We start from the raw sequence: 21,821 nt of genomic DNA on the forward strand, positions 1-21,821 counted from the left end.
GAAAGACGCCCAATAGCATTAGCGTAAAACTAAAACTTTCATCGCCCATGGGGCCCTCCTCGGTTTAAATATGGCAGGGAGAGGGTAATGTGTTTTACTAATAAAAAGCAATTGGCGAAATAGGGTTTTTACGGTTGATATGTAACAGGATGAATATTCATTTTTTAATCGCTATATCCGGAAAATGAAATAACGCATGGTGATGGCAATAAAGGCGGTAAAAATAAATCGCGGCGAAATAAAACGGCGCGCCTGAAGGGCGCGCCGCCGTAAATCAATAAACCTGCCTGCCGTTGATGCCGGCGGGGAAAATGCCGGTGGCGAACAGATGCCCGTTGGCCTGGATCTGATCGTCGGGCAGCATCTCCAGCGGGAACTCGGCCGCCAGGCAGCTGAGAAAGGCGTTGCGATCGTCGGTGGTGGTAAAGCCGATCAGATCGTAGAACAGCAGCGAAGCGATCAGTTGGCGATGTTCCGGGATGCGCCGCAGCAGCGCCGCCGACGGGAACGGCAGGTGGAAGAAGAACGCGCAGGCGTTCAGCAGCCCTTGCTCCTTCAGCGCCTGGGCGCAGGGCAGCAGCTGGTAGTCGTCGATGCAGACGATGTCGCCGGGGCACAGGTGCTCGCAGGCGATATCGGCAAAACGACGGTTCAGCTGCCGGTAGGCGCGGTAGTTTTCCGGCGTGAAGTGCGCCTTCTCCGGCTGGTTGTGGAACACCGGCCACAGGCCGTCGTGGTAATAGCCCTGATAGTGGCGGCGGAACTCCTCGATCGACAGCGGAAAGGTCACCTGATCGTAACCGGCGCGCTGCCGGCAGCTGATCGGGCGCTGCGCGAAATTCTGCACGTCGCCGTTCCAGCCGAGCCACAGCCCCGGCTCGGCGTCGGCCGCCAGCGTCTGGCCGGCGCAGGCCAGATCCTTACCGTCGCACTGCTTGTTGGAAATCAGCACCAAACGAGACATGGGGGCCTCCTTATCAGTGAAGGGCGCGCAGGGCGTGCGCCGCACCATCGGCGCGCCAGGGCGCCTGCAGCGCGGGCAGCGTGACGCGCAGGCCGCGCAAGGCCGGATGCGCCAGGCAGCAGCGCGTCAGCCAGCTTCCCAGCCCGACGCCGCGGTATTCGGCGCTGACGAACAGTTCGCTCACCGACGCGAAGGTGGCGTAATCGGTCACCATGCGGGCGAAGCCGAGCAGGTGGCGCTTGCGATACAGCCCGAAGCACAGGCCGTGGTGCACCAGGCGCTCGGCCGCCGCCCGATCCGGCAGGCTGAGGAAACGCTGGATCGCCTCGATATCCAATAACTGCCGATCGGTGCTGATATGAAAAACGCCTTTGCGCCAGCAGAGCAGCGGCTGCACGGGCGCGCGTTGCGGTTGCATATTCATGATTATCCTTAGGTTAATGAACCGGGTGGTTACAGCATCCAGCCGAGTTCGGCGGCGGTGACCTGTTCCTCGAAGCGGCGCAGTTCGGCGCTTTTACAGGTGTGCCACAAGGTGCAGAATGCCGGGCCGAGCAGCTCACGAAGGGGATCGCTGTGGCGGAACAGCGCCAGCGCCTCCTGTTGGCCGAGCGGCAAGGGCGCGGCGTTGTCGCTCTCGCAGCCGTTGGCGGCGGGCGGCAGCGGCAGCGGGTGTTCCAGCCCGTGCAGCAGGCCGCCGAGCATCACCGCCAGCGCCAGATAAGGGTTGGCGTCGGCGCCGGCCAGGCGGTATTCGATGCGCTGGTTGGCGCTGTCGGCGCAGGGCAGGCGCAGCGCCACCGTGCGGTTGTTGTGGCCCCAGGAGGCGCGCAGCGGCACGTGCATGCCGGGGCGGAAGCGGCGAAACGCGTTGATGTTGGGTGCCAGGATCGCCATCGACGCCGGCATCAGCGCCAGCATGCCTGCCATCGCCTGCTGCATGTTGTCGCTCAGTTCGCCCGGCGCGCCGGTCAACAGGTTCTCGCCGTGCTCGTCCTGCAAACTGATGTGGAAATGCAGCCCGCTGCCGGCGGCGTGGGCGCAGGGCTTGGCCATAAAGCAGGCGTGCTGGTGATGTTGCTCGGCAATCTGCCGCGTCAGGCGTTTCAGTGCCATGATCTGGTCGCAGGCTTCCAGCACGCGCCGGCTGTGATGCAGATTCAGCTCGTATTGGCCGGAGGCGGCTTCGGCCACCACGCCGGTCAACGGCAGGTTTTGCAGGCGGGCGTGCCGTTCGATGTCGCTCAGCAGCGCATGGTGGCGCTCGGGCGCATCCACAGCGAAGCTCTGCGTTGGGCAGGTTTCCGCCTCGGCGGGGTGCTGCGGATCCTGCAGGTAGAACTCCAGTTCGGCCGCCACCACCGGGAAGCAGTTGCGCTCGTGCAGGCGCTTCAGCACCCGTTGCAGCACCACGCGCGGCTCCAGCTCGCAGGCGCCGCCGTCGGCGTTTTGCATCGTCAGCAGCAGCTGGGCGTGGCGTTCGGGATCGCGCGCGCAGGGGCGCAGCGTGCCGGGCACCGGCAGGCACAGACGGTCCGGCTCGCCCGCCCGTTGCCCCAGCCCGCTTTCTTCAATCACCCGGCCGTGCAGATCCAGGGCGTAGATCGACAGCGGAAAGTAGCAGCCTTTCTCCAGCCCAAAGGCTTCGGCGATCGGCAGCCGCTTGCCGCGCAGCTGGCCGTTCAGATCGTGCAGATAAATATCCAGCTGTTCGGTCTGCGGATAGCGCTGCAGGTAGTGTTCCAGCTCTTTGTGGAAGGCGCGCGTTGGCGAAGCGGGCAGCTCCGCCAGCAGCGGATTGAAGCCGATGATATTAGCATGCATGGCGCGCTCCAGAACGACGGCCGGTCACGGCCAGAGGCAGGGATAAACGCATGGGACAACTCTCTTGTAAGGCCATAGCGGCGATGTGAAAAGGGTATCTGCGGCGGCAAAAACTGTCTGTAAAAACGCCGTAACGTTAACGGGGCGCGGAATAAAAATGCCGTAAAGAGTACGGCGGCGTTGGCGGGTTGGCCGCGCCGGCACGGTCTATACTGGCGAAACGGGCCGTTGAAGGAGAGATAACGATGAAGAAAATAGGGCTGCTTATCGCCGCGCTGGCCGCGTTCAACGCCACCGCGTCTTCCCCACAGGCGTGGGCCGAGAGCGAACGGGCGATGCGCGGCGCCTGCCTGAAAGCCAGCGGGCTAAAAAACGCCAGGGTGGAAGGGGCGATCGTTCACTACGGCGATGACGTCGGCTATTCGGCGCTGTTTATCGGCGGGCGCTACCCGCAGCCGTTTATGAAAAACAAGCCGGGCAGGGAGCTGTGCTTATATCAGCGCGCCACGCAGAAGGCGGCGGTGCAGGCGGTGGAGGGGGATTAGACCGACTTCAGGAGATAGTTCAGGAGACACATGATGATTAAGAGTGCTCCTTGTAACATTAATAATCTGAAATCATTACGGATCCAATTTTTTAACCTTGGTGATGAAGCTGCTCGAACGAAATCGTAGGTTTTGGGGCTTAGCCAAACGTTGCGAGTCAGTTTTAATTTCCGGTTGTTCAAAATCCAACGAAACCACTGGGCTTTTAGTGAAACACCGATGAAGTTAAGGTTGTCCGCTATCACGACAAAAAGTGGAACAGGGTGTTTACTCACCACATAGTGTTGATAAAAGAGATCAAACTCTTTTTTATGAAGTCGATAGTAAATAAATTGGATAATAGCGATAAGAAGGCAAAGAAAGAATAGTAATACCACTAAGAGTTTTATCTCTTTTATGTAAGACTCAATATAATTGATCATTTTTATACGTTGATTTTGATGAGATAAATAAAAATACAGCCCACGGTGGTAATAATGGCTTCTACGAGCAAAAGTATAAAGTCCATCGCCAGCCACTTCTGTAGCTCAGGAGAGGCGGTTTTTTGCACGAAATCGTAGGTTTTCGCATCGAGCCAAACTTGATCCCTTATTTTTATTTTTTTCCTTTTCAGAATCCAAAGAAACCACTGTGCTTTCAATGAGGTTCCAAGCATGCCGAGGCTATCGGCAAAGGCGACGTAGGGCGGAATAAAATGTCCGCTGCCGGCGTAACGTTGATAGAAAGCGTCAAACTCTTTTTTATGGCGACGGTAACCAATGAACTGGATGAAGGCGCTTAAAACCAGCAATATCAAACACGATATGACGATAAATTTCATCATTCACCTACCACTAACGTCGTCAAATAATCGGAACCCATGCCACCGAGTGTGGATCCTGCTGCGCCTCCTATGGCGGCTCCAGCGATACCACAAACGATCACACCTGTTCCTGCTGTTGCTGCACCTAACACAATTGAACAGGCTGCAATCGCAAGACCTGCACCTGCATTCCCTACCCAAATCCCCGCCGCAGTACTTGCCGCAAAATGACTGTATCCCTTCACCGCGATCTTGGCGCACTCCTGTTCGCGGCCGGTGGTGCAAGCATTGTAGACGTCGTTGGTGGTATTAAGCCCGCTCAATCCGATGCCGATCCAGCCGCCGGCTTTCATAAACTTGGCCGCACGGCTGGCGCTGTCGACGTAGTTCGAATAGCCCTTGATGGCGCCGACGCCAGCGGTACTCCATTCATGCACCAGCGATTTACTGGAGAGCCCCAGCGCGTGTTTGATTTGCGCATACTCTTTCATATTGAGTTGAGCACGAGTAAGGCGATTCAGTAACGGTTTTAATGTACCGAACAGCCGCGCTCGTTCCACCTGAAACTGAGTGCCAATCAAAGCGCCACTCGTGCGGAACTGATTTTGGTAGGTTGCTTCAATTTCGACCAGGATATGTTTGATCTGACTGAAGTAGCGTTCTCCGGCATCCGAAGCCAGCCCGACGGCCGTTTCCCCATAGCTGGTGAAGGCGGCGATAGCGGCGTAATTGCGGTGCAAGAAGGTGGAGAAATCGCTGTCACCGGCTTTCACCGCTTTGCTGGTGCGGCTCTTGGCCTGCATTAGGGCGGCGATCTGCGTAGATTGATGATGATTGCGCGGATCGGCGACGATCAGCATTTGCCCCGGTTGAACCAGCGGCGTATCGGCATTGAGCTGCATAAAAAAGCGTGCCGCTTCGGATGGCTTGCCACCGAACAGGTAGTTGGCGTGGAAGGCGAGCGGGCCTGTTTGTTGGGCGATGCAATAGCCCGGTGCGATGTTGCTGGACTTCTGTTCCATGTCGAAAAGCCTCCTTATTTTTAGGAAACTTAACATTTTCTATAGGGTGGTAACAGGTTCTGGCTCACGCTCTCGATCGGAGAATCATCTGAAAACATCGGCATTTCGCTAAATTTGCCTCTCCTTCCCTCTATTTGATTGAACTGATAGGCGATGGTCCTATCGGTTACTTTTTCGAGCTGCCAGGCAAAACGCCAACGGCGGTCTGGAGAAAATTATATATTCCGGTCTATCGTCTTGTCATAGATTGTACTCTATAATCAGGCGATGCCATGTGGACGGTAATGACAACGGAAGAGTTTGATCGGTGGCTCTGTGAACAGGATGAATCGACGCAGGAAAAGGTGCTGGCCGCGCTGGTGATGCTTGAGCGTGCAGGGCCTTCTCTTCGGCGGCCTTTTGTCGACGTGCTGAAAGGCTCGCTGCATTCCAACATGAAAGAGCTGCGTATTCAGCACAAAGGGCGGCCGATTCGCGCTTTTTTCGCCTTTGATCCGGCGCGGCAGGCGATTGTGCTGTGTGCGGGCGACAAAACGGGTAATGAGAAGCGGTTTTATAAAGTGATGCTGCCCATCGCGGATGCGCAGTTCACCCAATATTTGATGTGTTATTTCAAGGAGTAACCCATGAGCACCTTAAAGCAACTGCTGGCCTCCCGCACCCCGGAGAGCCGCCGGCGCATCGAGGAAATGGCCGAAGAGATGCTGTTTGAAGCGCACCTGCACCAGCTGCGGGAAGCGCTGAATATTTCCCAACAGGAACTGGCGAAAACGCTGGGCATTTCCCAGCCTTCTGTCGCGGCCATTGAAGGGCGCGGCAATGAGCTGAAGATTTCGACCCTGAAACGCTACGTGGAAGCGATGGGCGGCACGCTGCGCCTGGACGTTGAGCTGCCGGGCGGCAAGCACGTCGGGTTTACGGTTTAAGCGCAGGCTGCCCACCACTCCCCGCCATTTCCCGTTCGATCACCGTCGCCAGCGCCTGCGCGGCGGAAGAGAGTTGGTGCTGCGCCAGGCGGATCAGGCCCACGCGCCGTTCGATGATCGGGCCGATCAGCGGCACGCAGACCGCCCCCAGCTCATCCATCTGTTTCTCGCACAGCGCCGGCACCGCGCTGGCCCCGAGGCCGTTGGCCACCATGCGCCCGACCGTCACCAGCTGGTGGCTTTCAAACGCCACCTCCAGCGTTCGCCCGCTGCGGGCCAGCTCCTGCTCCAGCAGCAGCCGCACCGCCGATGGCCGCTGCAGGGTGATGAAATCCAGCGTCAGCAGCTCCTTCCAGCTCACCTGCGCCTTGCGCGCCAGCGCCGAATCCTTCGGCACCACCGCCAGAAAGCGATCGCGGCACAGCGGGGTGAAGTGCAGGGTGTCGCTCGGCTCCGGCTCGAAGGCGATGCCCATCTCCACCCGCCCTTCGCGGATCATTTCAAACACCTGCTCGTTGATGACGTCGTGCACCGCCACGTTGATGCCGGCGTAGCGATCGCGAAACGCCTTGAGGATCGGCGGCAGCGGGTTGCCGGCGAACGACGGCATGGCGGCGATCGCCACCTTGCCCATCTGCAGGGTGAAGCGCTGGCGCATTGCCTCTTCCGCGTTATCCCAATCCGCCAGCAGCTGGCGCGCCATCGGGAAGAAGGTTTCGCCCTCCGGCGTCAGCGTCACCCGGCGGGTGGTGCGCAGCAGCAGCGGCCCGCCCAGCGCGTCTTCCAGCCCACGGATCGCCAGGCTGAGCGCCGGCTGAGAAATATTCAGCCGCTCGCTGGCCTGGGCGAAGTTCAGAGTGTGAGCTACCGCTAAAAACGCGCGTAACTGTTTGATGCTCATTTTCATTTTGGCTGGCGTTAACTCTTTGTTAATTGTCGGTTAACGACTGATTAATAAAAATTCTAAATGAATGCGGCATAAAAACAAAATTAACAAATCATTTTTGTGACCTGAAGATGCCCTCACGCAAGCCAGGGCATTTCGCCCTGCGCCGCAACATGCAGGGGCAACGATATGGCAGGGCTCGACAAACGCGTCGGCAGCTACCAGGAAGCGCTGGCAGGCCTGACGGACAACATGACGGTGCTGGCGGGCGGCTTTGGCCTGTGCGGCATCCCGGAAAACCTGATCGAAGAGATCCGCCGGCGCGGCGTGCGCGGGTTGACGGTGGTCTCCAACAACTGCGGCGTCGACGGGTTCGGCCTCGGGCGGCTGCTGGAAACCCAGCAGATCCGCAAGGTGGTGGGATCTTACGTCGGCGAAAACGCGCTGTTCGAGCAGCAGGCGCTCAGCGGCGAATTGGAGGTGGATCTCACGCCGCAGGGCACGCTGGCGGAGAAAATCCGCGCCGGCGGCGCCGGTATCCCGGCGTTCTTCACCGCCACCGGTTACGGCACGCCGATCGCCGAAGGCAAAGAGGTGCGCGAGTTCAACGGCCGCCCTTACATCATGGAAACCGCCATCACCGGCGATTTCGCCATCGTTAAAGGTTGGAAGGCCGATCACTTCGGCAACGTCATCTACCGCCACACCGCACAGAACTTCAATCCGCTGATGGCGACCGCCGGGCGCATCACGGTGGTGGAAGTGGAAGAGATCGTCGCGCCGGGCGAGCTGGATCCGGCGGCGATCCACACCCCCGGCATCTACGTCGATCGGCTGATCCAGGGCACCTTCGAGAAGCGTATCGAACAACGCACCCTACGGGCATAAGGAGAATTTGCATGCTTACCCGTGAACAAATGGCGCAGCGCGTGGCGCAAGAGCTGCGGGACGGTTACTACGTCAACCTGGGCATCGGCATCCCGACGCTGGTGGCCAACTACGTGCCGGCGGGCATGGACGTGATGCTGCAGTCGGAAAACGGCCTGCTGGGGATGGGCGAGTTCCCGACCGAGCAGCAGCTGGACGCTGACATGATCAACGCCGGCAAGCAGACGGTCACCGCACGCCTCGGCGCGTCGATCTTCGATTCGGCGCAGTCGTTCGCCATGATCCGCGGCGGCCACGTCGATCTGACCGTGCTGGGGGCGTTTGAAGTGGACGTCGAGGGCAACATCGCCTCGTGGATGATCCCCGGCAAGATGGTCAAGGGCATGGGCGGCGCGATGGATCTGGTGGCGGGGGCGGAGAACATCATCGTGGTGATGACCCACGCTTCGAAGGGCGGCGACTCCAAGCTGCTGCCGCGCTGCACGCTGCCGCTGACCGGCGCCAACTGCATCCGCAAGGTATTGACCGATCTGGCCTATCTGGAAATTGAAGACGGCGCCTTTGTGCTGCGCGAGCGCGCGCCGGGCGTCAGCGTGGCGGAGATTGTCGCCAAGACCGCCGGCCGGCTGATCGTGCCGGAGCAAGTGCCGGAAATGCGTTTCTGAAACGGGAGGTGAATGTGCAACAACGTGAAGTGGTGATCGTGGCGGCGACGCGCACGCCGGTCGGCAGTTTTCACGGCGCGCTGGCGCCGCTGACGGCGGTGGAACTGGGCACGGCGGCGGTGCAGGGGCTGCTGGCGCAAAGCGGCGTGGCGCCGCAGCAGATTGATGAAGTGATCCTCGGCCAGGTGCTGACCGCCGGCTGCGGGCAGAATCCGGCGCGCCAGACCGCGCTGAATGCCGGGCTGCCCGTTACGACGCCGGCGCTGACCATCAACAAGGTGTGCGGCTCCGGTTTGAAGGCGGTGCATCTGGCGGTGCAGGCGATCCGCAGCGGCGACGCCGAGGCGGTGATTGCCGGCGGCCAGGAGAGCATGAGCCAGTCGCCTTACCTGATGGCCGGCGCGCGCGCCGGTCTGCGCCTCGGTCACGCGCAGATGGTGGACAGCGTGATCCACGATGGCCTGTGGGACGCGTTCAACGACTACCACATGGGCATTACCGCCGAGAACCTGGCGGAGAAATACGCCATCAGCCGCGCCGAGCAGGACAGCTTTGCGCTGCGCTCGCAGCAGAAGGCGCAGGCGGCGCAGCAGGCCGGGCGTTTCGCGCAGGAGATCACGCCGGTGACGGTGCCGAAGCCGAAGGGTGAGGCGCTGTGTGTGGGGCACGACGAACAGCCGCGCGACACCAGCCTGGAGGCGCTGGCGCGGCTGCGCCCGGCGTTTCGCAAGGAAGGCACGGTGACTGCCGGCAACGCTTCGTCGCTCAACGACGGCGCCGCCGTGGTGCTGCTGATGAGCGCGGAAAAAGCCGCCGCGCTGCGCTTGCCGGTGCTGGCGCGCATCGCCGGTTACGCTTCGTCGGGCGTCGATCCGGCGATCATGGGCATCGGCCCGGCGCCGGCCGCGCGGCGCTGCCTGGAGAAAGCCGGCTGGCGGCTGGAGGAGGTCGATCTGATCGAAGCCAATGAAGCCTTCGCCGCGCAGGCGCTGGCGGTGGGCAAAGAACTGGGCTGGGAGGCGGAGCGGGTCAACGTCAACGGCGGGGCGATCGCGCTGGGGCATCCGATCGGCGCGTCCGGCTGCCGCATTTTGGTGTCGCTGCTGTACGAAATGCAGCGCCGCGGGGTGAACAAGGGGCTGGCGATGCTGTGCATCGGCGGCGGGCAGGGCGTGGCGCTGGCGGTAGAGCGCCCGTGAACAACCGAGGAGGGCACGATGCAGTCATCTGATTATGCGGTACTGGGCGCCGGATTGATGGGGGTGGGCATCGCCACCCACTTTATTCGCCACGGCCATGAGGTGCTGCTGTATGACCCGGATCCGCAGCGGCGGGTGGAGGCGCCGGCGGTGGCGAGCGGCATTCTGGCCGAGCTGAGCGACGTCGGGCAGTTTGATAACGCTGAGCGCGACGCGGCGCTGGCGCGCCTGCGCGTGACCGGCGAGCTGAACGACGTGGCGCGCGCCCGGCTGCTTATCGAGGCGATCCCGGAACGGCTCGAGCTGAAGCACGCGCTGTATGAGCAGTTGGAAGGGCTGATCGCCGACGACGCGGTGATTGCCAGCAACACCAGCGGCCTGCCGCCGGACGAGCTGGCGGCGCGCATGACCCACCCGCAGCGCCTGCTGATCGCCCACTTCTGGCACCCGCCGCACCTGATCCCGCTGGTGGAGATCGTGCCCGGCCGCGCCACCGATCCGCGCCATCTGGCGGCGGTGCAGGCGCTGCTCGGCGGGATGGCGCTGGAGGCGGTGCTGCTGGAGCGCGCCGCGCCGGGGTTTGTCGGCAACCGGCTGCAGTTTGCGGTGCTGCGCGAGGCGCTGCACATCGTCCACAGCGGCATCGCCAGCGCCGAGGTGGTGGATCAGGTGATGCGCGCCTCGCTGGGGCGGCGCTACGCCATGGTCGGCCCGCTGGAGGCCGCCGACATGACCGGGCTGCCGACGGTGGCGGACATCGCCCGCCACCTGTTCCCGGAACTGGCGACCGGCGACGAGATGATGGCGCTGGTGGAACAGCGGCTGCAGCGCGGCGATACCGGCCAGCGCAGCGGCCGGGGATTTTATCTTTGGGATGACGCACGCAGGGAACGCATTCAACGGCGACGGGCGCATCAGCTGCGCTTTGCGCTGAAACCGTAATTTCGCACTCCGTACCTGACAATAACAACGATACTGAGGTGACCGATGAGCGTTTTGATTGCCCTGGCAGCACTGGGATTACTGATGCTGGCCGCCTACCGCGGCTACAGCGTGATTTTGTTCGCCCCGATCGCCGCGCTGGGCGCGGTGCTGTTGACCGATCCCGGCGCGGTGGCGCCGACTTTCACCGGGCTGTTTATGGAGAAGATGGTCGGCTTCGTGAAGCTCTACTTCCCGGTGTTCCTGCTGGGGGCGGTGTTCGGCAAGCTGATCGAGCTGTCCGGCTTTTCCCGTTCGATCGTCGCGGCGGCGATCCGCATTCTCGGCCGGCGTCACGCCATTCCGGTGATCGTGCTGGTGTGCGCGCTGCTGACCTACGGCGGGGTGTCGCTGTTCGTGGTGGCGTTCGCGGTCTATCCGTTCGCCGCCGAGCTGTTCCGCCAGAGCGGTATCCCCAAGCGGCTGATCCCGGCCACCGTGGCGCTTGGCGCCTTCTCCTTCACCATGGACGCCTTGCCGGGCACGCCGCAGATCCAAAACATCATCCCGACCAGCTTCTTCGGCACCAATGCCTGGGCCGCGCCGTGGCTGGGGCTGATCGGCTCGCTGTTCATCATCGCGGTCGGTCTGCTGTATCTTGAACGCCAGCGGCGCAAGGCGCAGCTGAAGGGAGAAGGGTACGGTACCGATTTGCTGAACGAGCCGGAAACTCCGGACGACATCAACCTGCCGAACCCGCTGATCGCCATCCTGCCGCTGATTTTGGTCGGGGTATTCAACCTTGGCTTCACCCATTGGATCCCGCAGTGGTACGGCGCCAGCCACGAGCTGACGTTGCCGGGGCTGGCCAAGCCGATCACCACCGACGTGGCGAAGATCACCGCCATCTGGGCGGTGGAAGCGGCGCTGGTGTCGGGTATTCTGCTGGTGGTGGTGTTCGGCTTTCGCAATATTCGCGGCCGGCTGGCGGAAGGCAGCAAGACGGCGGTCGGCGGCGCGATCCTGGCGGCGATGAACACCGCCTCCGAATACGGCTTCGGCGCGGTGATCGCCGCGCTGCCGGGCTTTTTGGTACTGTCGCAGGCGCTGTCGGCGATCCCCAACCCGCTGCTGAACGAAGCGATCAGCGTCACCCTGTTGGCCGGCATCACCGGATCGGCTTCCGGCGGCATGAGCATCGCGCTGGCGGCGATGTCCGACAGCTTTATCGCCGCCGCCCATGCGGCACAGATTCCGCTGGAGGTGCTGCACCGGGTGGCCTCGATGGCCAGCGGCGGCATGGACACCTTGCCGCACAACGGCGCGGTGATCACCCTGCTGGCGATCACCGGCCTCAGCCACCGGCAGGCCTACGGCGGCATCTTCGCCATCACCCTGATCAAGAGCGCCGCGGTGCTGTTCGTGATCGGCGTGTTCTACCTGACCGGCATTGTTTAAAGGAGCGATACCATGAGTGTACAAGGCAAAACCGCGCTGGTGACCGGCTCGACCAGCGGCATCGGCCTCGGGATAGCGTCCGTGTTGGCCGCCGCCGGCGCGCGCGTGATCCTCAACGGCTTCGGCGACGTGGAGCAGGCGCAAGCGCAGGTCGCGCGGCTGGGCGCGGCGCCGGGGTATCACGGCGCCGATCTCGGCGATGCGGCCCAGATAGCGGACATGATGCAGTATGCCGAACGTGAGTTCGGCGGCGTGGACATTCTGGTGAACAACGCCGGCATTCAGTATGTGGCGCCGCTGGATCAGTTCCCGGTGGAGAAATGGAACGCCATCCTCGCCATCAACCTGTCGGCGGTGTTCCACACCTGCCGATTGGCGCTGCCGGGGATGCGCGAGCGCCACTGGGGGCGCATCATCAACGTGGCGTCGGTGCACGGGCTGGTGGCGTCGAAAGACAAGTCGGCCTATGTGGCAGCCAAGCACGGCGTGGTGGGGCTGACCAAGACGCTGGCGCTGGAGACCGCGCGCACGCCCGTCACCTGCAACGCCATTTGCCCCGGCTGGGTGCTGACGCCGTTGGTGCAGCAGCAGATCGACAAACGCATTGCCGCCGGGATCGACCCGCAGCGGGCGCGCGATGAGCTGTTGGCGGAGAAGCAGCCTTCGCAAGCGTTCGTTACGCCTGAGCAGCTCGGCGAGCTGGCGCTGTTCCTGTGCAGCGATGCGGCGGCGCAGGTGCGCGGCGCCGCCTGGAACATGGACGGCGGTTGGCTGGCACAGTAGTGAATTCTCTCTCGGAGCGCGCAACGCGCTCCGTCGTTATTTCCCGCCATGAGTTAATTCCTCTGCGTGACGGTTTACCTGCGGCAATAATATTTATTTGTTATTTGCTATTTTTATTCCCGGATAATCACGCCGGTTTATTTTGGGTGAAACGTGCGGATTGGTTTATTTCGTGCTGCGGTTATTACACTATTTTTCTTCGCGTTACAGATGAACACGTTTTTGCTGAAATTAAACCCAACCTGAAATAATGACAGGTTATGGCGTGAATTTTTATATCTTGCGTGCGCTGTTCACATCGGTTAATTATTTCTGCGTGGCTTAAGACCACCGTGTTTATAACAATAATTTTTTCGGGCAGGGGTAATAATGAGAAAAAATACAACGCCAATATTCATTGGCGGCGTCTTGCTGTCGGCGTTATCCGCCGGCGCACAGGCCGAGATCACCATTCTGGATAAAAACCCGCAGAGCAATGTGTTGCTGGCGCCGCTCAGTGTAAAGGTGGGCGGCAGCATTCGCCCCGAGTGGATCTTCAATAACGGCCCGGAGCCGGGCTATGACAAAAACGGCCACGACGGCGGCACGCGTTTTCGCTTCAGCGGCGACTATGCGCTGACGCAGGATACCTCGATCATCGGCTATTACGAGTGGGGTGTCGATCTGGCGCACGCGCTCAGCTGGGACGGGCACTATAACGAAGACGGCAAGCGCGACTATCAGCGCCAGCTGTACGCCGGTTTTAAAGACGATCGTTACGGCACCCTGACCTACGGCCATCAATACGGCATCTATTATTCGGTGGTCGGCATCAAAAGCGACGTCTGGGATAACGATGGCCATGCGGGCGGCACCGGCATCGGTATTTCCGGCGACTACGACGGCGGCAATAAACCGAAAAACAGCATCAAGTACACCAATGATTTCGGGCCGGTAACGCTGTACGCCAACTATTTATTGCCGGAAGACGATCTGCACACCGCGGATAACCTGATTTATCGCCGTAAGGGCGGGGGCGGGTTGGGCTTCGATTACAAGGTGACGAAGGATTTCACCTTCAGCGCGGCCTACAGTTATACCGACGCGAAGATCAAAGACAATCTGTACAGCGAAAAGGATTATCACCAGCAGCTGTCCGGCACCGCGTTGACCTGGCAGCCGAACAACTGGTACATCGTCGGCACCGCCAGCTACTACAAAGACTATGTGCCAAGCACCCGCCAGCGCACGCTGTCGCACTTCTTCGCCGGTGACGGCTACGGGCTGGAAGGCTTCGTCGGTTACACCTTCAATATCGACAAGCCATTCCTCAAATCGATCCAGCCTTACGTGGCGGCGGACTCGCTGCGGCTGAAAGGTGACGAGGCGTATCACGCCAACCACGTTTACCTCGGCGCGGGCACCACCATCGGTTACGGACTGTCGGTGTATGTGGAGCGCACGCTGGCCAACAGCAGCGACAACGAGCCGGACTCCACCTGGATTACGGTGTTCTACGACTTCTGATTCTCACCTGCTTCAAGCCGGCGCCTGCGCCGGCTTTTTCACATGGTAATTGCGCCGCCCAGGGTCTCTCCAGAGGCGTTTCGCTCCGCCAGGTAGCGCGCCGGCGGTTTGCCTACCGCCTTTCTGAACATGGTGACGAAGCCGCTGGCGCTCTCGTAGCCCAGATCCAGCGCCACCGTCTGTACGCTCTCGCCCTGCGTCAGGCGCTGCAGCGCCAGCATCACGTGCAGCTGGCGCCGCCAGTGGCCGAAGCTCATGCCCATCTGCTGTTGCAAGGTGCGGCTGAGGGAGCGCTCGCTCATGCCGATGCGCTGCGCCCACTGCCCGAGGGTGGATTTGTCCGCCGGGCTGCTCAGCATGCCTTCGGTCAACTGCCGAATGCGTGCGTCGTCGGACACCGGCAGATGCAGGTTCTCGATCGGCGCGGCCGCCAGCTGGTCCAGCAATACCGCCGTCAGGCGCCCTTCGGCGCCCTGTTCGTCGTAGAGCGGCTCGAAGGTGCTGGCCTGCAGCAGCAGCTCGCGCAGCAGCGGCGAGACCGACAGCGTGCAGCAGTTTTGCGGCAGACCGGCGGCGGCATGTTGATCGACGAACAGGCAGTAGGCCTCGGTGGAGCCGGCGCCCTGAGCGTTGTGCAACACGTTGCCCGGCATCCACAGCGCGCACTGCGGCGGCACCAGCCACAGCCCGTTTTCCACTTCGCAGCGGATCATGCCGCGTACCGTGTAGATCAGCTGCGCCTTCTGATGGCGGTGCGGCTCGACTTCCCAGTCCTGCTCGAGGGTCGAACCTTGCAGGGCAAACAGCGGGCGCGGCACCCGATCGATATCCAGACAGTGGCGGGGGATCTGTACTTTCATGAGAATAATTCTCAATTTGGCGGAATTGAAAAGTATTATGTCCTGATTGCGCAATGTGGTCTAGCGCCGGTGCCGATAAAGTAAGCGCCAGTCCTAAACCATTTCCTGAGGAAACTGATTATGTCATTGGATACCGCCGATTTTCCGCTGGTATGGATGCGCCAAAACGGGCGCGATACCCAGGCCGAACTGGCCGAATTCAGCGCGCTGCTGGCGCGCGCCGAACCCTTTGTCCTGATGACCGACCGCAGCGTCGGCGATGAAGAACAAGAACATGACCGCGATGCCCGCACCCAGGTCGCGCTGTGGAAGCGCGATAACCGCGAGGCGCTGAAGCTGTGGGTGAAAGGCATGATCATGCTGGAGCCGGACGACGCCAAACGCACGGCGGCGGAAGAATTCGCCGAATACGGCGCCAAGTTCTGGGGCTATCCGGTGCTGGTGGCCGCCGATGAAGCCGCAGGGCGGGTATTGGCGCAGACGTTATTGTTAAAATAAGGGGAATACCATGCACCAGCAACAGGTGATTGAACAGCTGCTGGCCTGGATCGAGCAGAGCCTGGATCAGCCGCTGACGCTGGACGACATTGCTGCCAAGTCCGGCTACTCCAAGTGGCATTTGCAGCGGATGTTCAAGCAACATACCGGCCATATTCTCGGCACTTACGCCCGCCGCAGAAGGCTGACCGCCGCCGCGCGCGAACTGCGCCTGACCGGCACCAGCGTGGCCTGCATCGCCGATACTTACCAGTTCGATTCGCAGCAGACCTTCACCCGTTGCTTCCGCAAACAGTTCGGTCTGCCGCCGGCCAGCTATCGCCGCAGCCAGGATTGGTCGAGCTACGGCCTGCAGCCGCCGCTACGGCTGACCGAAACGCCGTTGCCGCAGGCCGACATCGTGACGCTGCCCGCCATGCAGCTGGTGGGCAACACCCAGCGCCGTAGCTTTACGCTGGGGCAGCTGGCGGCCTCCAAGTGCGAGCTGCGCCGCCACGCCTGGCGGCAGCTGCTGCAGCCGCAGGCGCTGCCGGAGGTGGTATACGGCCTCACCAGTCTGGAGGTCGACAGGCAACGCCGGGGTAATCCGCGCATGGCCTATACCGCCGCTCTGCCGGACGAAGGGGCGATGGGGGAGCGGGTGACTATCGAACAGGGGGAGTATGCCCGTTTCACCTATCAAGGGCAGGCGGAAGGGTTACAAAACTTTATCGTGCGGCTGTACGACACCGCGATGCCGCAGATGAACGCCGTCCGCCGGCCGGGGCAGGATATTGAGCGTTTCTACCCGGCGCAGGAGGGCAGCTGCCCGCTCGGCGGCGCGGCGATCCGCTGCGAATATCTGATCCCTATTCGGCGGGTGGAAGCGTTGGCCGCCGCCGGTTAGGCGGCGGTTCTCGCAAAAAATCGCCTTCGTGGCGCGTCAGGTTACAAAAAATTGCGATATTACATCGGTAATGGTTCACACTTTGATTGATGTGCACATATAATGCGCATCCGGTCAAATCCCCCCTGGTTTTTCAGGCCGCAGCGCCGTTGGCTGCCGGCTGAAATGCAACGGGGTAAAGTGGCCGTAGAAACCGATACCCATAATCGCCAGTGGCCTTGACCAACACGAAGATGAAAATGAGCATTCGCGCGTTATTAACCCTGTTTACGGCACTGGTTGCATTCAGCCAGGCTGCCTTCGCCGTCGTCTACCCGCTGCCGCCAAAAGACAGCCGTTTGGTGGGCGAGAATATCCAAATCACCGTACCGGAAGACAGCAAACTGCCGCTGGAAAGCTTCGCCGCCCAGTATCAGATGGGGCTGAGCAACATGCTGGAGGCCAACCCGGGCGTGGATCCGTTCCTGCCGAAGGCCGGCAGCACCCTGACCATCCCGCAGCAGCTGATCCTGCCGGACGCGCCGCGTGAAGGCATCATCATCAACAGCGCCGAGATGCGTCTGTACTACTACCCGAAAGGGTCCAACACCGTGGTGGTGCTGCCGATCGGTATCGGCCAGCTGGGTAAAGACACCCCGCTGAACTGGACCACAACAGTACAGCGCAAGAAAGACGGCCCGACCTGGACGCCGACTGCCAAGATGCGCGCCGAATATGCGGCCGACGGTGAAATCCTGCCTGCGGTGTTCCCGGCCGGCCCGGATAACCCGATGGGGCTGTATGCGCTGTATGTTGGCCGCCTGTATGCCATTCACGGCACCAACGCTAACTTCGGCATCGGTCTGCGCGTGAGCCACGGCTGCGTGCGTCTGCGCGCCGACGACATCAAGTACCTGTTCGAGAAAGTGCCGGTCGGCACCCGCGTGCAGTTCATCAACGAACCGATGAAAGCCACCGTCGAACCGGACGGCTCGCGCTACGTGGAAGTGCACAACCCGCTGTCGGCCAACGAAGAGCAGCTGCAATCCAAAGATCCGGTGCCGCTGACCATTTCCGCGCCGGTCGGCAAAGTGCTGATGGACGCCGGCGTCAACCAGAGCGAAGTGGACGCGGCGATCAAGGCCCGTTCCGGTATGCCGGTGAAAGTGAACTGATTGCCTCGGGCTTCAGTGAACGCGATAAAAAGACGCCTGCGGGCGTCTTTTTTTATGACTGTTGAATCTTTATCTCTGCCGAGAGGGTTAATTTATTTTTTTCCCACCATCGTCTGTAAAGCGAAAAGCGCCGACTCATATTGCTCTTTATTGACCCGTTCAAGGTACCTGTTATCAATCGCGTCGGCGATTGGGCGGCTGGCTTCGAACAGCGCCTGTCCCGCAGGCGTCAGGTAAATAAATCGGCGGCGCTTGTCCTGCTCGCCTGCTTCACGCTTTAACAGACCTTTCCCTTCCATTCGGCTGAGTAATTCAGCCAGCGCGGCTTTACTGCTGATTGCCGCCTCCATTAACTCGACTTGCTCAATACCCGGAGTTTCTGAAACGGTGGCCAGAATGGAATATTGCTGTTTACTGAGTTCAGGGAGCGATTTCTGCCATTGAGAACTATGATCCTGAAGCAACTCGCGGATGAGATGGAAAAAAGTATTGGCCAGCGTTCTGTTCATACGTTTATTCCTTAAGAGGAAAAAAGCGAGCAATAATATCAATATAACAAAACTGACCGCTGAGAGATACTTGCCCTGGCAGGTCGTTCGTTTACGAACGGTTACATCTTGCCCGCTTGTTTTATCTCGATCCCAGGACTAGATTTGGCATATTGTTCGTATACGAACTTTGTCGAGGTAGGCATGAGATTAACGATCGCGATGACGGGCGCTACCGGGGCACCGCTCGGTACGGCGCTTCTCCAGGCCCTGAAAGATATCGAAGGTATAGAGACGCATTTGATCTTGAGCCGGTGGGCCAAAAAGACCATTGAACTTGAAACAAAGCACAGCGTACGTGACGTGATGGCGATGGCTGATGTCACACACAGTGCGGCCGACCAGGCCGCCACGATCTCCTCGGGTTCATTTCGCATGGATGGCATGATCATTATTCCCTGCAGCATGAAAACGTTGGCGGGAATTCGCGCGGGTTATGCCGAGGGGCTTATTGGCCGAGCGGCGGATGTCATGATTAAAGAAGGGCGGAAGCTGGTGTTGGTTCCAAGGGAAACGCCGCTGAGCGCCATCCATCTGGAAAATATGCTGGCGCTCTCGAAGCTGGGCGTTTCATTGGTCCCCCCGATGCCCGCTTATTATAACCATCCCACTCATATTGATGACGTCACCGATCATATTGTCGCACGGGTTCTGGACCAGTTTGGCCTTGATTACAGCCGGGCAAAACGCTGGGCTGGATTAAAAAAAGAGGTTTACAGTCAGGAGGGTTAAATATGGCTTATGACGATCTTCGAAGTTATTTGGCGGCATTGGATAAGGCCGGGCAATTACTCGACATTGCCGAGGAGGTGCAGGCGGAACCGGATATCGCCGCGGCGGCCAACGTCACCGGAAGAATCGGTGAGGGCGCCCCCGCCATTGCATTCAGGAACATTAAAGGCTTTGAACATGCGCATGTGGTGATGAACACCCTCGGCTCATGGCAGAATCACGCCATCGCGCTGGGCCTGCCGCCGACCACGCCGGTGAAACAGCAAATCGATGAGTATATTCGCCGCTGGGATCATTTCCCTGTCTCTGCAGAGCGCCGCGATAATCCGCCCTGGGCGCAGAATGAGGTCAACGGCGAGGAGATTAATCTGTTTGAAATCCTGCCGTTGTTTCGCCTAAACGACGGCGACGGCGGTTTTTACCTGGATAAGGCCTGCGTCGTTTCCCGTGATCCTGAAGATCCCGCTCATTTCGGCAAGCAAAACGTCGGCATTTACCGTATGGAGGTGAAGGGCAAACGCAAGCTGGGTTTGCAACCGGTGCCGATGCACGACATTGCGCTGCATCTGCATAAAGCCGAAGAGCGCGGAGAGGATCTGCCGATTGCCATTACGCTGGGCAACGATCCCATCATTACGCTGATGGGGGCGACGCCGTTGAAATACGATCAGTCGGAGTATGAGATGGCCGGCGCCCTGCGCGAAAGCCCCTATCCGATAGCGACGGCCCCTTTGACCGGCTTCGATGTGCCGTGGGGGTCTGAAGTGATCATCGAAGGGGTGATTGAAGGCCGCAAGCGCGAGATTGAAGGCCCGTTCGGCGAATTTACGGGCCATTATTCCGGCGGCCGCAACATGACGGTGGTGCGTATCGATAAGGTTTCTTACCGAACGCGGCCGATTTTTGAATCCCTGTATCTGGGCATGCCCTGGACAGAAATCGACTATCTGATGGGGCCGGCCACCTGCGTGCCGTTGTATCAGCAGCTGAAAGCCGAGTTTCCGGAAGTGCAGGCGGTCAATGCGATGTATACCCACGGGCTGCTCGTCATCATTTCCACCAAAAAGCGTTACGGCGGCTTCGCGCGCGCGGTGGGGATGCGGGCAATGACCACGCCGCACGGATTGGGCTATGTGAAAATGGTGATCATGGTCGATGAGGATGTCGACCCCTTCAATCTGCCGCAGGTCATGTGGGCGCTGTCCGCCAAGGTCAATCCGGCCGGCGATCTGGTGCAATTGCCGAACATGTCCGTGCTGGAACTGGATCCCGGCTCCAGCCCCGCGGGGATTACCGACAAGTTGATCATCGACGCGACAACGCCGGTGGCTCCGGATGCGCGTGGCCACTACAGTCAGCCGGTCAAGGATTTACCTGAGACCGCCCTGTGGGTGGATAAATTAACCGCCATGTTGGCTAACCGTCCTTAAGGAGCTCCTATGATTTGTCCTCGTTGTGCCGATAAACAGATAGACGTCATGGCGCATTCACCGGTCAAGGGCGTATGGACGGTATACCAGTGCCAGCACTGTCTTTATACCTGGCGGAATACCGAACCCGCCCGCAGAACGGAACGGGAGCATTATCCGCCTGAGTTTCGCATGACTCAGCAGGATATCGATAATGCGCCGGAAGTGCCGGCCATTCCTCCTCTTTTGACGAAATGAACCCAAAGACGGGCAAGAGCCCGTCTTTAGATGGAAATCGCGATGATGAATAACGAAGACGTCGTTTTGCTCGATGCCGCCTGGCAGCCTTGCGGAACGATGCCGAAAAATCAGGTGCACACGCATCATACGCCGCTGCATTTGGCCTTTTCATGCTATCTCTTTACCCCAGAGGGCAACGTGCTGGCCACAAGACGTGCGTTGAGTAAAACCGCCTGGCCGGGGGTTTGGACCAATTCCTTTTGCGGCCATCCTCTGCCGCAAGAGGCGCTGGCACAGGCGGTGATGCGCCGCGCCCAGGTTGAACTGGGCACGGAGGTGGAGCAGATAATGTTGCTGAGCGAAGCTTTCAGCTATCAGGCTACCGATGCGTCCGGCGTAATGGAAAATGAAGTTTGCCCGGTATTTGCCGCGCAAATTAAAGGCGCGCTCCATCGCAATCCGGATGAGGTCGCGGATTATGCCTGGGTCGAGCTCAACCATTTAATGGCGGCGGTAAAATTAACGCCTTTCGGTTTTAGCCCGTGGATGGTTTCGCAATTAAATACCGACGCGATAGCGGCAGGTTTGAAAGAATACCGGGATGCGATAATGATCAAGCGTTCAGCGGGCGGCGTAGGGTGAGGGCGGCAATAAAATAAATAGCCACCGCGAGGGTGACTATCTATTCGTGCTTACAGGCTGCCGCCGACCGAGGTCGAGGTGGAGCCGATAGTTTCGCGGAAATGTTTTGCGTAGTCCGCCACTTCCTGCTGCGTATGGGTCAGGCCATACAGCCCCAGCCCCACACCGCCTGCGACGCCGCCGATGATGGTACCGACCAGTTGGCCGACGGCGCCGGCAATAAAGCCGCCGGCCCCTGCGGATTTGCCTGCAATCAGCGCGCCGGTCATGGCGCCGTCCAGCAACCCATCCCAGGCCGCGTTCAGATCGCCACCGCTAACGTACTGCTCTTCATATTGACTAAGTACTTTCATATACAATCCTTATAAATAAAAGGGTGACTTAGTGGGGTTAATTAATACCGAGAATAACGCTGTGGCGCTATTCCACTTTAAAAATATAACAGCTGATAATCTGTTGGCAA

Annotated in this window: 27 protein-coding genes; 18 read left to right on the forward strand and 9 right to left on the reverse strand. The window is 60.1% G+C overall.

Annotation, left to right across the window (positions count from 1 at the left end; all coding sequences use genetic code 11):
• Positions 1-274: 274 nt before the first annotated feature.
• From AC4PR2_RS05515 to AC4PR2_RS05525, 3 genes are read right to left on the reverse strand one after another with little or no spacing between them, the layout of a single operon-like run.
• The gene (locus AC4PR2_RS05515; protein ID WP_060422105.1) at positions 275-964 is read right to left on the reverse strand and encodes a trehalose-6-phosphate synthase; all 690 of its coding nucleotides are present in this window, start codon (positions 962-964) and stop codon (positions 275-277) included.
• A gap of 13 nt (positions 965-977) precedes the next feature.
• The gene (locus tag AC4PR2_RS05520) at positions 978-1,388 is read right to left on the reverse strand and encodes a GNAT family N-acetyltransferase (RefSeq protein WP_102985512.1); all 411 of its coding nucleotides are present in this window, start codon (positions 1,386-1,388) and stop codon (positions 978-980) included.
• A 29-nt stretch (positions 1,389-1,417) separates the two neighbouring features.
• A complete protein-coding gene (locus AC4PR2_RS05525) occupies positions 1,418-2,788 on the reverse strand; it encodes a glutamine synthetase family protein (protein WP_088381197.1) in 1,371 nt (456 codons plus the stop codon).
• Between the two features lie 245 nt (positions 2,789-3,033).
• On the opposite strand from AC4PR2_RS05525, the gene AC4PR2_RS05530 reads away from it, so the two are divergent.
• Entirely contained in the window at positions 3,034-3,333 is a 300-nt protein-coding gene (locus AC4PR2_RS05530) for a hypothetical protein (RefSeq protein WP_197802258.1), read from the forward strand.
• Between the two features lie 424 nt (positions 3,334-3,757).
• Here AC4PR2_RS05530 and AC4PR2_RS05535 read toward each other — a convergent pair whose 3' ends face one another.
• A complete protein-coding gene (locus AC4PR2_RS05535; protein ID WP_141973035.1) occupies positions 3,758-4,153 on the reverse strand; it encodes a hypothetical protein in 396 nt (131 codons plus the stop codon).
• On the reverse strand, positions 4,153-5,157 hold the full coding sequence (locus tag AC4PR2_RS05540) for a hypothetical protein (protein WP_492174944.1): 1,005 nt from the start codon (positions 5,155-5,157) through the stop codon (positions 4,153-4,155). The genes AC4PR2_RS05535 and AC4PR2_RS05540 overlap by 1 nt, the downstream gene beginning before the upstream one ends.
• A 272-nt stretch (positions 5,158-5,429) precedes the next feature.
• Here AC4PR2_RS05540 and AC4PR2_RS05545 point away from each other — a divergent pair, with 272 nt between their 5' ends.
• Both AC4PR2_RS05545 and AC4PR2_RS05550 read left to right on the forward strand, forming a co-directional pair.
• Positions 5,430-5,780, forward strand: a complete 351-nt coding sequence (locus tag AC4PR2_RS05545; protein ID WP_060440839.1) for a type II toxin-antitoxin system RelE/ParE family toxin — start codon at positions 5,430-5,432, stop codon at positions 5,778-5,780.
• Between the two features lie 3 nt (positions 5,781-5,783).
• Positions 5,784-6,083, forward strand: coding sequence for a helix-turn-helix domain-containing protein (locus AC4PR2_RS05550; protein WP_019453270.1), 300 nt, complete (start codon positions 5,784-5,786; stop codon positions 6,081-6,083).
• Here the strand turns inward: AC4PR2_RS05550 and AC4PR2_RS05555 are convergent.
• Entirely contained in the window at positions 6,073-6,990 is a 918-nt protein-coding gene (locus AC4PR2_RS05555) for a LysR family transcriptional regulator (RefSeq protein WP_049272489.1), read from the reverse strand. The two genes, AC4PR2_RS05550 and AC4PR2_RS05555, sit on opposite strands and share 11 nt — an antisense overlap.
• A 168-nt stretch (positions 6,991-7,158) precedes the next feature.
• Here AC4PR2_RS05555 and AC4PR2_RS05560 point away from each other — a divergent pair, with 168 nt between their 5' ends.
• The 8 genes from AC4PR2_RS05560 (at position 7,159) to AC4PR2_RS05595 (ending at position 14,389) form a co-directional block, all read left to right on the forward strand.
• Complete coding sequence (locus tag AC4PR2_RS05560; RefSeq protein WP_049212496.1) at positions 7,159-7,857, forward strand: CoA transferase subunit A; 699 nt, start codon at positions 7,159-7,161, stop codon at positions 7,855-7,857.
• A gap of 11 nt (positions 7,858-7,868) precedes the next feature.
• A complete protein-coding gene (locus AC4PR2_RS05565; RefSeq protein WP_142109213.1) occupies positions 7,869-8,522 on the forward strand; it encodes a CoA transferase subunit B in 654 nt (217 codons plus the stop codon).
• Between the two features lie 14 nt (positions 8,523-8,536).
• Positions 8,537-9,721, forward strand: a complete 1,185-nt coding sequence (locus AC4PR2_RS05570; protein ID WP_346420358.1) for an acetyl-CoA C-acetyltransferase — start codon at positions 8,537-8,539, stop codon at positions 9,719-9,721.
• Positions 9,722-9,739: 18 nt separating this feature from the next.
• A complete protein-coding gene (locus tag AC4PR2_RS05575; RefSeq protein WP_060422138.1) occupies positions 9,740-10,663 on the forward strand; it encodes a 3-hydroxyacyl-CoA dehydrogenase family protein in 924 nt (307 codons plus the stop codon).
• A 45-nt stretch (positions 10,664-10,708) separates the two neighbouring features.
• Positions 10,709-12,100, forward strand: coding sequence for a GntP family permease (locus AC4PR2_RS05580; RefSeq protein WP_033641736.1), 1,392 nt, complete (start codon positions 10,709-10,711; stop codon positions 12,098-12,100).
• A 12-nt stretch (positions 12,101-12,112) separates the two neighbouring features.
• Positions 12,113-12,883, forward strand: a complete 771-nt coding sequence (locus AC4PR2_RS05585) for a 3-hydroxybutyrate dehydrogenase (RefSeq protein ID WP_169318019.1) — start codon at positions 12,113-12,115, stop codon at positions 12,881-12,883.
• Positions 12,868-13,134: a hypothetical protein gene (locus AC4PR2_RS05590; protein WP_197658017.1), complete on the forward strand. Its 267-nt coding sequence runs from the start codon at positions 12,868-12,870 to the stop codon at positions 13,132-13,134. The genes AC4PR2_RS05585 and AC4PR2_RS05590 overlap by 16 nt, the downstream gene beginning before the upstream one ends.
• Positions 13,135-13,252: 118 nt before the next feature.
• On the forward strand, positions 13,253-14,389 hold the full coding sequence (locus tag AC4PR2_RS05595) for a porin (protein WP_060440835.1): 1,137 nt from the start codon (positions 13,253-13,255) through the stop codon (positions 14,387-14,389).
• A gap of 38 nt (positions 14,390-14,427) precedes the next feature.
• On the opposite strand, the gene AC4PR2_RS05600 is transcribed toward AC4PR2_RS05595, so the two are convergent.
• Complete coding sequence (locus AC4PR2_RS05600) at positions 14,428-15,249, reverse strand: AraC family transcriptional regulator (RefSeq protein WP_346420357.1); 822 nt, start codon at positions 15,247-15,249, stop codon at positions 14,428-14,430.
• Positions 15,250-15,369: 120 nt separating this feature from the next.
• On the opposite strand from AC4PR2_RS05600, the gene AC4PR2_RS05605 reads away from it, so the two are divergent.
• From AC4PR2_RS05605 to AC4PR2_RS05615, 3 genes are all read left to right on the forward strand, one after another.
• The gene (locus tag AC4PR2_RS05605) at positions 15,370-15,747 is read left to right on the forward strand and encodes a hypothetical protein (RefSeq protein WP_060422149.1); all 378 of its coding nucleotides are present in this window, start codon (positions 15,370-15,372) and stop codon (positions 15,745-15,747) included.
• A gap of 10 nt (positions 15,748-15,757) precedes the next feature.
• Positions 15,758-16,633, forward strand: a complete 876-nt coding sequence (locus AC4PR2_RS05610) for a helix-turn-helix domain-containing protein (RefSeq protein ID WP_033652832.1) — start codon at positions 15,758-15,760, stop codon at positions 16,631-16,633.
• A 233-nt stretch (positions 16,634-16,866) separates the two neighbouring features.
• Positions 16,867-17,787, forward strand: coding sequence for a L,D-transpeptidase family protein (locus AC4PR2_RS05615; protein WP_038878352.1), 921 nt, complete (start codon positions 16,867-16,869; stop codon positions 17,785-17,787).
• A 92-nt stretch (positions 17,788-17,879) separates the two neighbouring features.
• On the opposite strand, the gene AC4PR2_RS05620 is transcribed toward AC4PR2_RS05615, so the two are convergent.
• Positions 17,880-18,296 (reverse strand): MarR family winged helix-turn-helix transcriptional regulator, encoded by a 417-nt coding sequence (locus tag AC4PR2_RS05620; RefSeq protein ID WP_060422158.1) that lies wholly within the window; start codon positions 18,294-18,296, stop codon positions 17,880-17,882.
• A gap of 183 nt (positions 18,297-18,479) precedes the next feature.
• Here AC4PR2_RS05620 and AC4PR2_RS05625 point away from each other — a divergent pair, with 183 nt between their 5' ends.
• The 4 genes from AC4PR2_RS05625 to idi are packed head-to-tail and all read left to right on the forward strand — an operon-like array spanning position 18,480 to position 21,358.
• On the forward strand, positions 18,480-19,067 hold the full coding sequence (locus tag AC4PR2_RS05625) for a non-oxidative hydroxyarylic acid decarboxylases subunit B (RefSeq protein WP_060422161.1): 588 nt from the start codon (positions 18,480-18,482) through the stop codon (positions 19,065-19,067).
• Positions 19,068-19,069: 2 nt separating this feature from the next.
• Positions 19,070-20,497 (forward strand): non-oxidative hydroxyarylic acid decarboxylases subunit C, encoded by a 1,428-nt coding sequence (locus tag AC4PR2_RS05630; RefSeq protein ID WP_492174945.1) that lies wholly within the window; start codon positions 19,070-19,072, stop codon positions 20,495-20,497.
• A gap of 9 nt (positions 20,498-20,506) precedes the next feature.
• Complete coding sequence (locus tag AC4PR2_RS05635) at positions 20,507-20,734, forward strand: non-oxidative hydroxyarylic acid decarboxylases subunit D (RefSeq protein WP_072265380.1); 228 nt, start codon at positions 20,507-20,509, stop codon at positions 20,732-20,734.
• Positions 20,735-20,776: 42 nt separating this feature from the next.
• Positions 20,777-21,358, forward strand: coding sequence for an isopentenyl-diphosphate Delta-isomerase (gene idi, locus AC4PR2_RS05640; RefSeq protein ID WP_203090293.1), 582 nt, complete (start codon positions 20,777-20,779; stop codon positions 21,356-21,358).
• Positions 21,359-21,408: 50 nt separating this feature from the next.
• Here idi and AC4PR2_RS05645 read toward each other — a convergent pair whose 3' ends face one another.
• The gene (locus tag AC4PR2_RS05645) at positions 21,409-21,711 is read right to left on the reverse strand and encodes a DUF5862 family protein (protein WP_004933246.1); all 303 of its coding nucleotides are present in this window, start codon (positions 21,709-21,711) and stop codon (positions 21,409-21,411) included.
• Positions 21,712-21,821 lie beyond the last annotated feature (110 nt).

It is taken from the genome of Serratia sp. A07 (assembly GCF_058725505.1).

Coding starts and splice junctions, on each gene's coding strand:
- AC4PR2_RS05600 (WP_346420357.1), bottom strand. CDS start 15,249: ATGAAAGTACAGATCCCCCGCCACTGTCTGGATATCGATCGGGTGCCG.
- AC4PR2_RS05610 (WP_033652832.1), top strand. CDS start 15,758: ATGCACCAGCAACAGGTGATTGAACAGCTGCTGGCCTGGATCGAGCAG.
- AC4PR2_RS05645 (WP_004933246.1), bottom strand. CDS start 21,711: ATGAAAGTACTTAGTCAATATGAAGAGCAGTACGTTAGCGGTGGCGAT.
- AC4PR2_RS05545 (WP_060440839.1), top strand. CDS start 5,430: ATGTGGACGGTAATGACAACGGAAGAGTTTGATCGGTGGCTCTGTGAA.
- AC4PR2_RS05635 (WP_072265380.1), top strand. CDS start 20,507: ATGATTTGTCCTCGTTGTGCCGATAAACAGATAGACGTCATGGCGCAT.
- AC4PR2_RS05620 (WP_060422158.1), bottom strand. CDS start 18,296: ATGAACAGAACGCTGGCCAATACTTTTTTCCATCTCATCCGCGAGTTG.
- idi (WP_203090293.1), top strand. CDS start 20,777: ATGATGAATAACGAAGACGTCGTTTTGCTCGATGCCGCCTGGCAGCCT.
- AC4PR2_RS05565 (WP_142109213.1), top strand. CDS start 7,869: ATGCTTACCCGTGAACAAATGGCGCAGCGCGTGGCGCAAGAGCTGCGG.
- AC4PR2_RS05580 (WP_033641736.1), top strand. CDS start 10,709: ATGAGCGTTTTGATTGCCCTGGCAGCACTGGGATTACTGATGCTGGCC.
- AC4PR2_RS05540 (WP_492174944.1), bottom strand. CDS start 5,157: ATGGAACAGAAGTCCAGCAACATCGCACCGGGCTATTGCATCGCCCAA.
- AC4PR2_RS05515 (WP_060422105.1), bottom strand. CDS start 964: ATGTCTCGTTTGGTGCTGATTTCCAACAAGCAGTGCGACGGTAAGGAT.
- AC4PR2_RS05630 (WP_492174945.1), top strand. CDS start 19,070: ATGGCTTATGACGATCTTCGAAGTTATTTGGCGGCATTGGATAAGGCC.
- AC4PR2_RS05605 (WP_060422149.1), top strand. CDS start 15,370: ATGTCATTGGATACCGCCGATTTTCCGCTGGTATGGATGCGCCAAAAC.
- AC4PR2_RS05575 (WP_060422138.1), top strand. CDS start 9,740: ATGCAGTCATCTGATTATGCGGTACTGGGCGCCGGATTGATGGGGGTG.
- AC4PR2_RS05615 (WP_038878352.1), top strand. CDS start 16,867: ATGAAAATGAGCATTCGCGCGTTATTAACCCTGTTTACGGCACTGGTT.
- AC4PR2_RS05595 (WP_060440835.1), top strand. CDS start 13,253: ATGAGAAAAAATACAACGCCAATATTCATTGGCGGCGTCTTGCTGTCG.
- AC4PR2_RS05585 (WP_169318019.1), top strand. CDS start 12,113: ATGAGTGTACAAGGCAAAACCGCGCTGGTGACCGGCTCGACCAGCGGC.
- AC4PR2_RS05550 (WP_019453270.1), top strand. CDS start 5,784: ATGAGCACCTTAAAGCAACTGCTGGCCTCCCGCACCCCGGAGAGCCGC.
- AC4PR2_RS05535 (WP_141973035.1), bottom strand. CDS start 4,153: ATGAAATTTATCGTCATATCGTGTTTGATATTGCTGGTTTTAAGCGCC.
- AC4PR2_RS05625 (WP_060422161.1), top strand. CDS start 18,480: ATGAGATTAACGATCGCGATGACGGGCGCTACCGGGGCACCGCTCGGT.
- AC4PR2_RS05525 (WP_088381197.1), bottom strand. CDS start 2,788: ATGCATGCTAATATCATCGGCTTCAATCCGCTGCTGGCGGAGCTGCCC.
- AC4PR2_RS05555 (WP_049272489.1), bottom strand. CDS start 6,990: ATGAAAATGAGCATCAAACAGTTACGCGCGTTTTTAGCGGTAGCTCAC.
- AC4PR2_RS05530 (WP_197802258.1), top strand. CDS start 3,034: ATGAAGAAAATAGGGCTGCTTATCGCCGCGCTGGCCGCGTTCAACGCC.
- AC4PR2_RS05520 (WP_102985512.1), bottom strand. CDS start 1,388: ATGAATATGCAACCGCAACGCGCGCCCGTGCAGCCGCTGCTCTGCTGG.
- AC4PR2_RS05560 (WP_049212496.1), top strand. CDS start 7,159: ATGGCAGGGCTCGACAAACGCGTCGGCAGCTACCAGGAAGCGCTGGCA.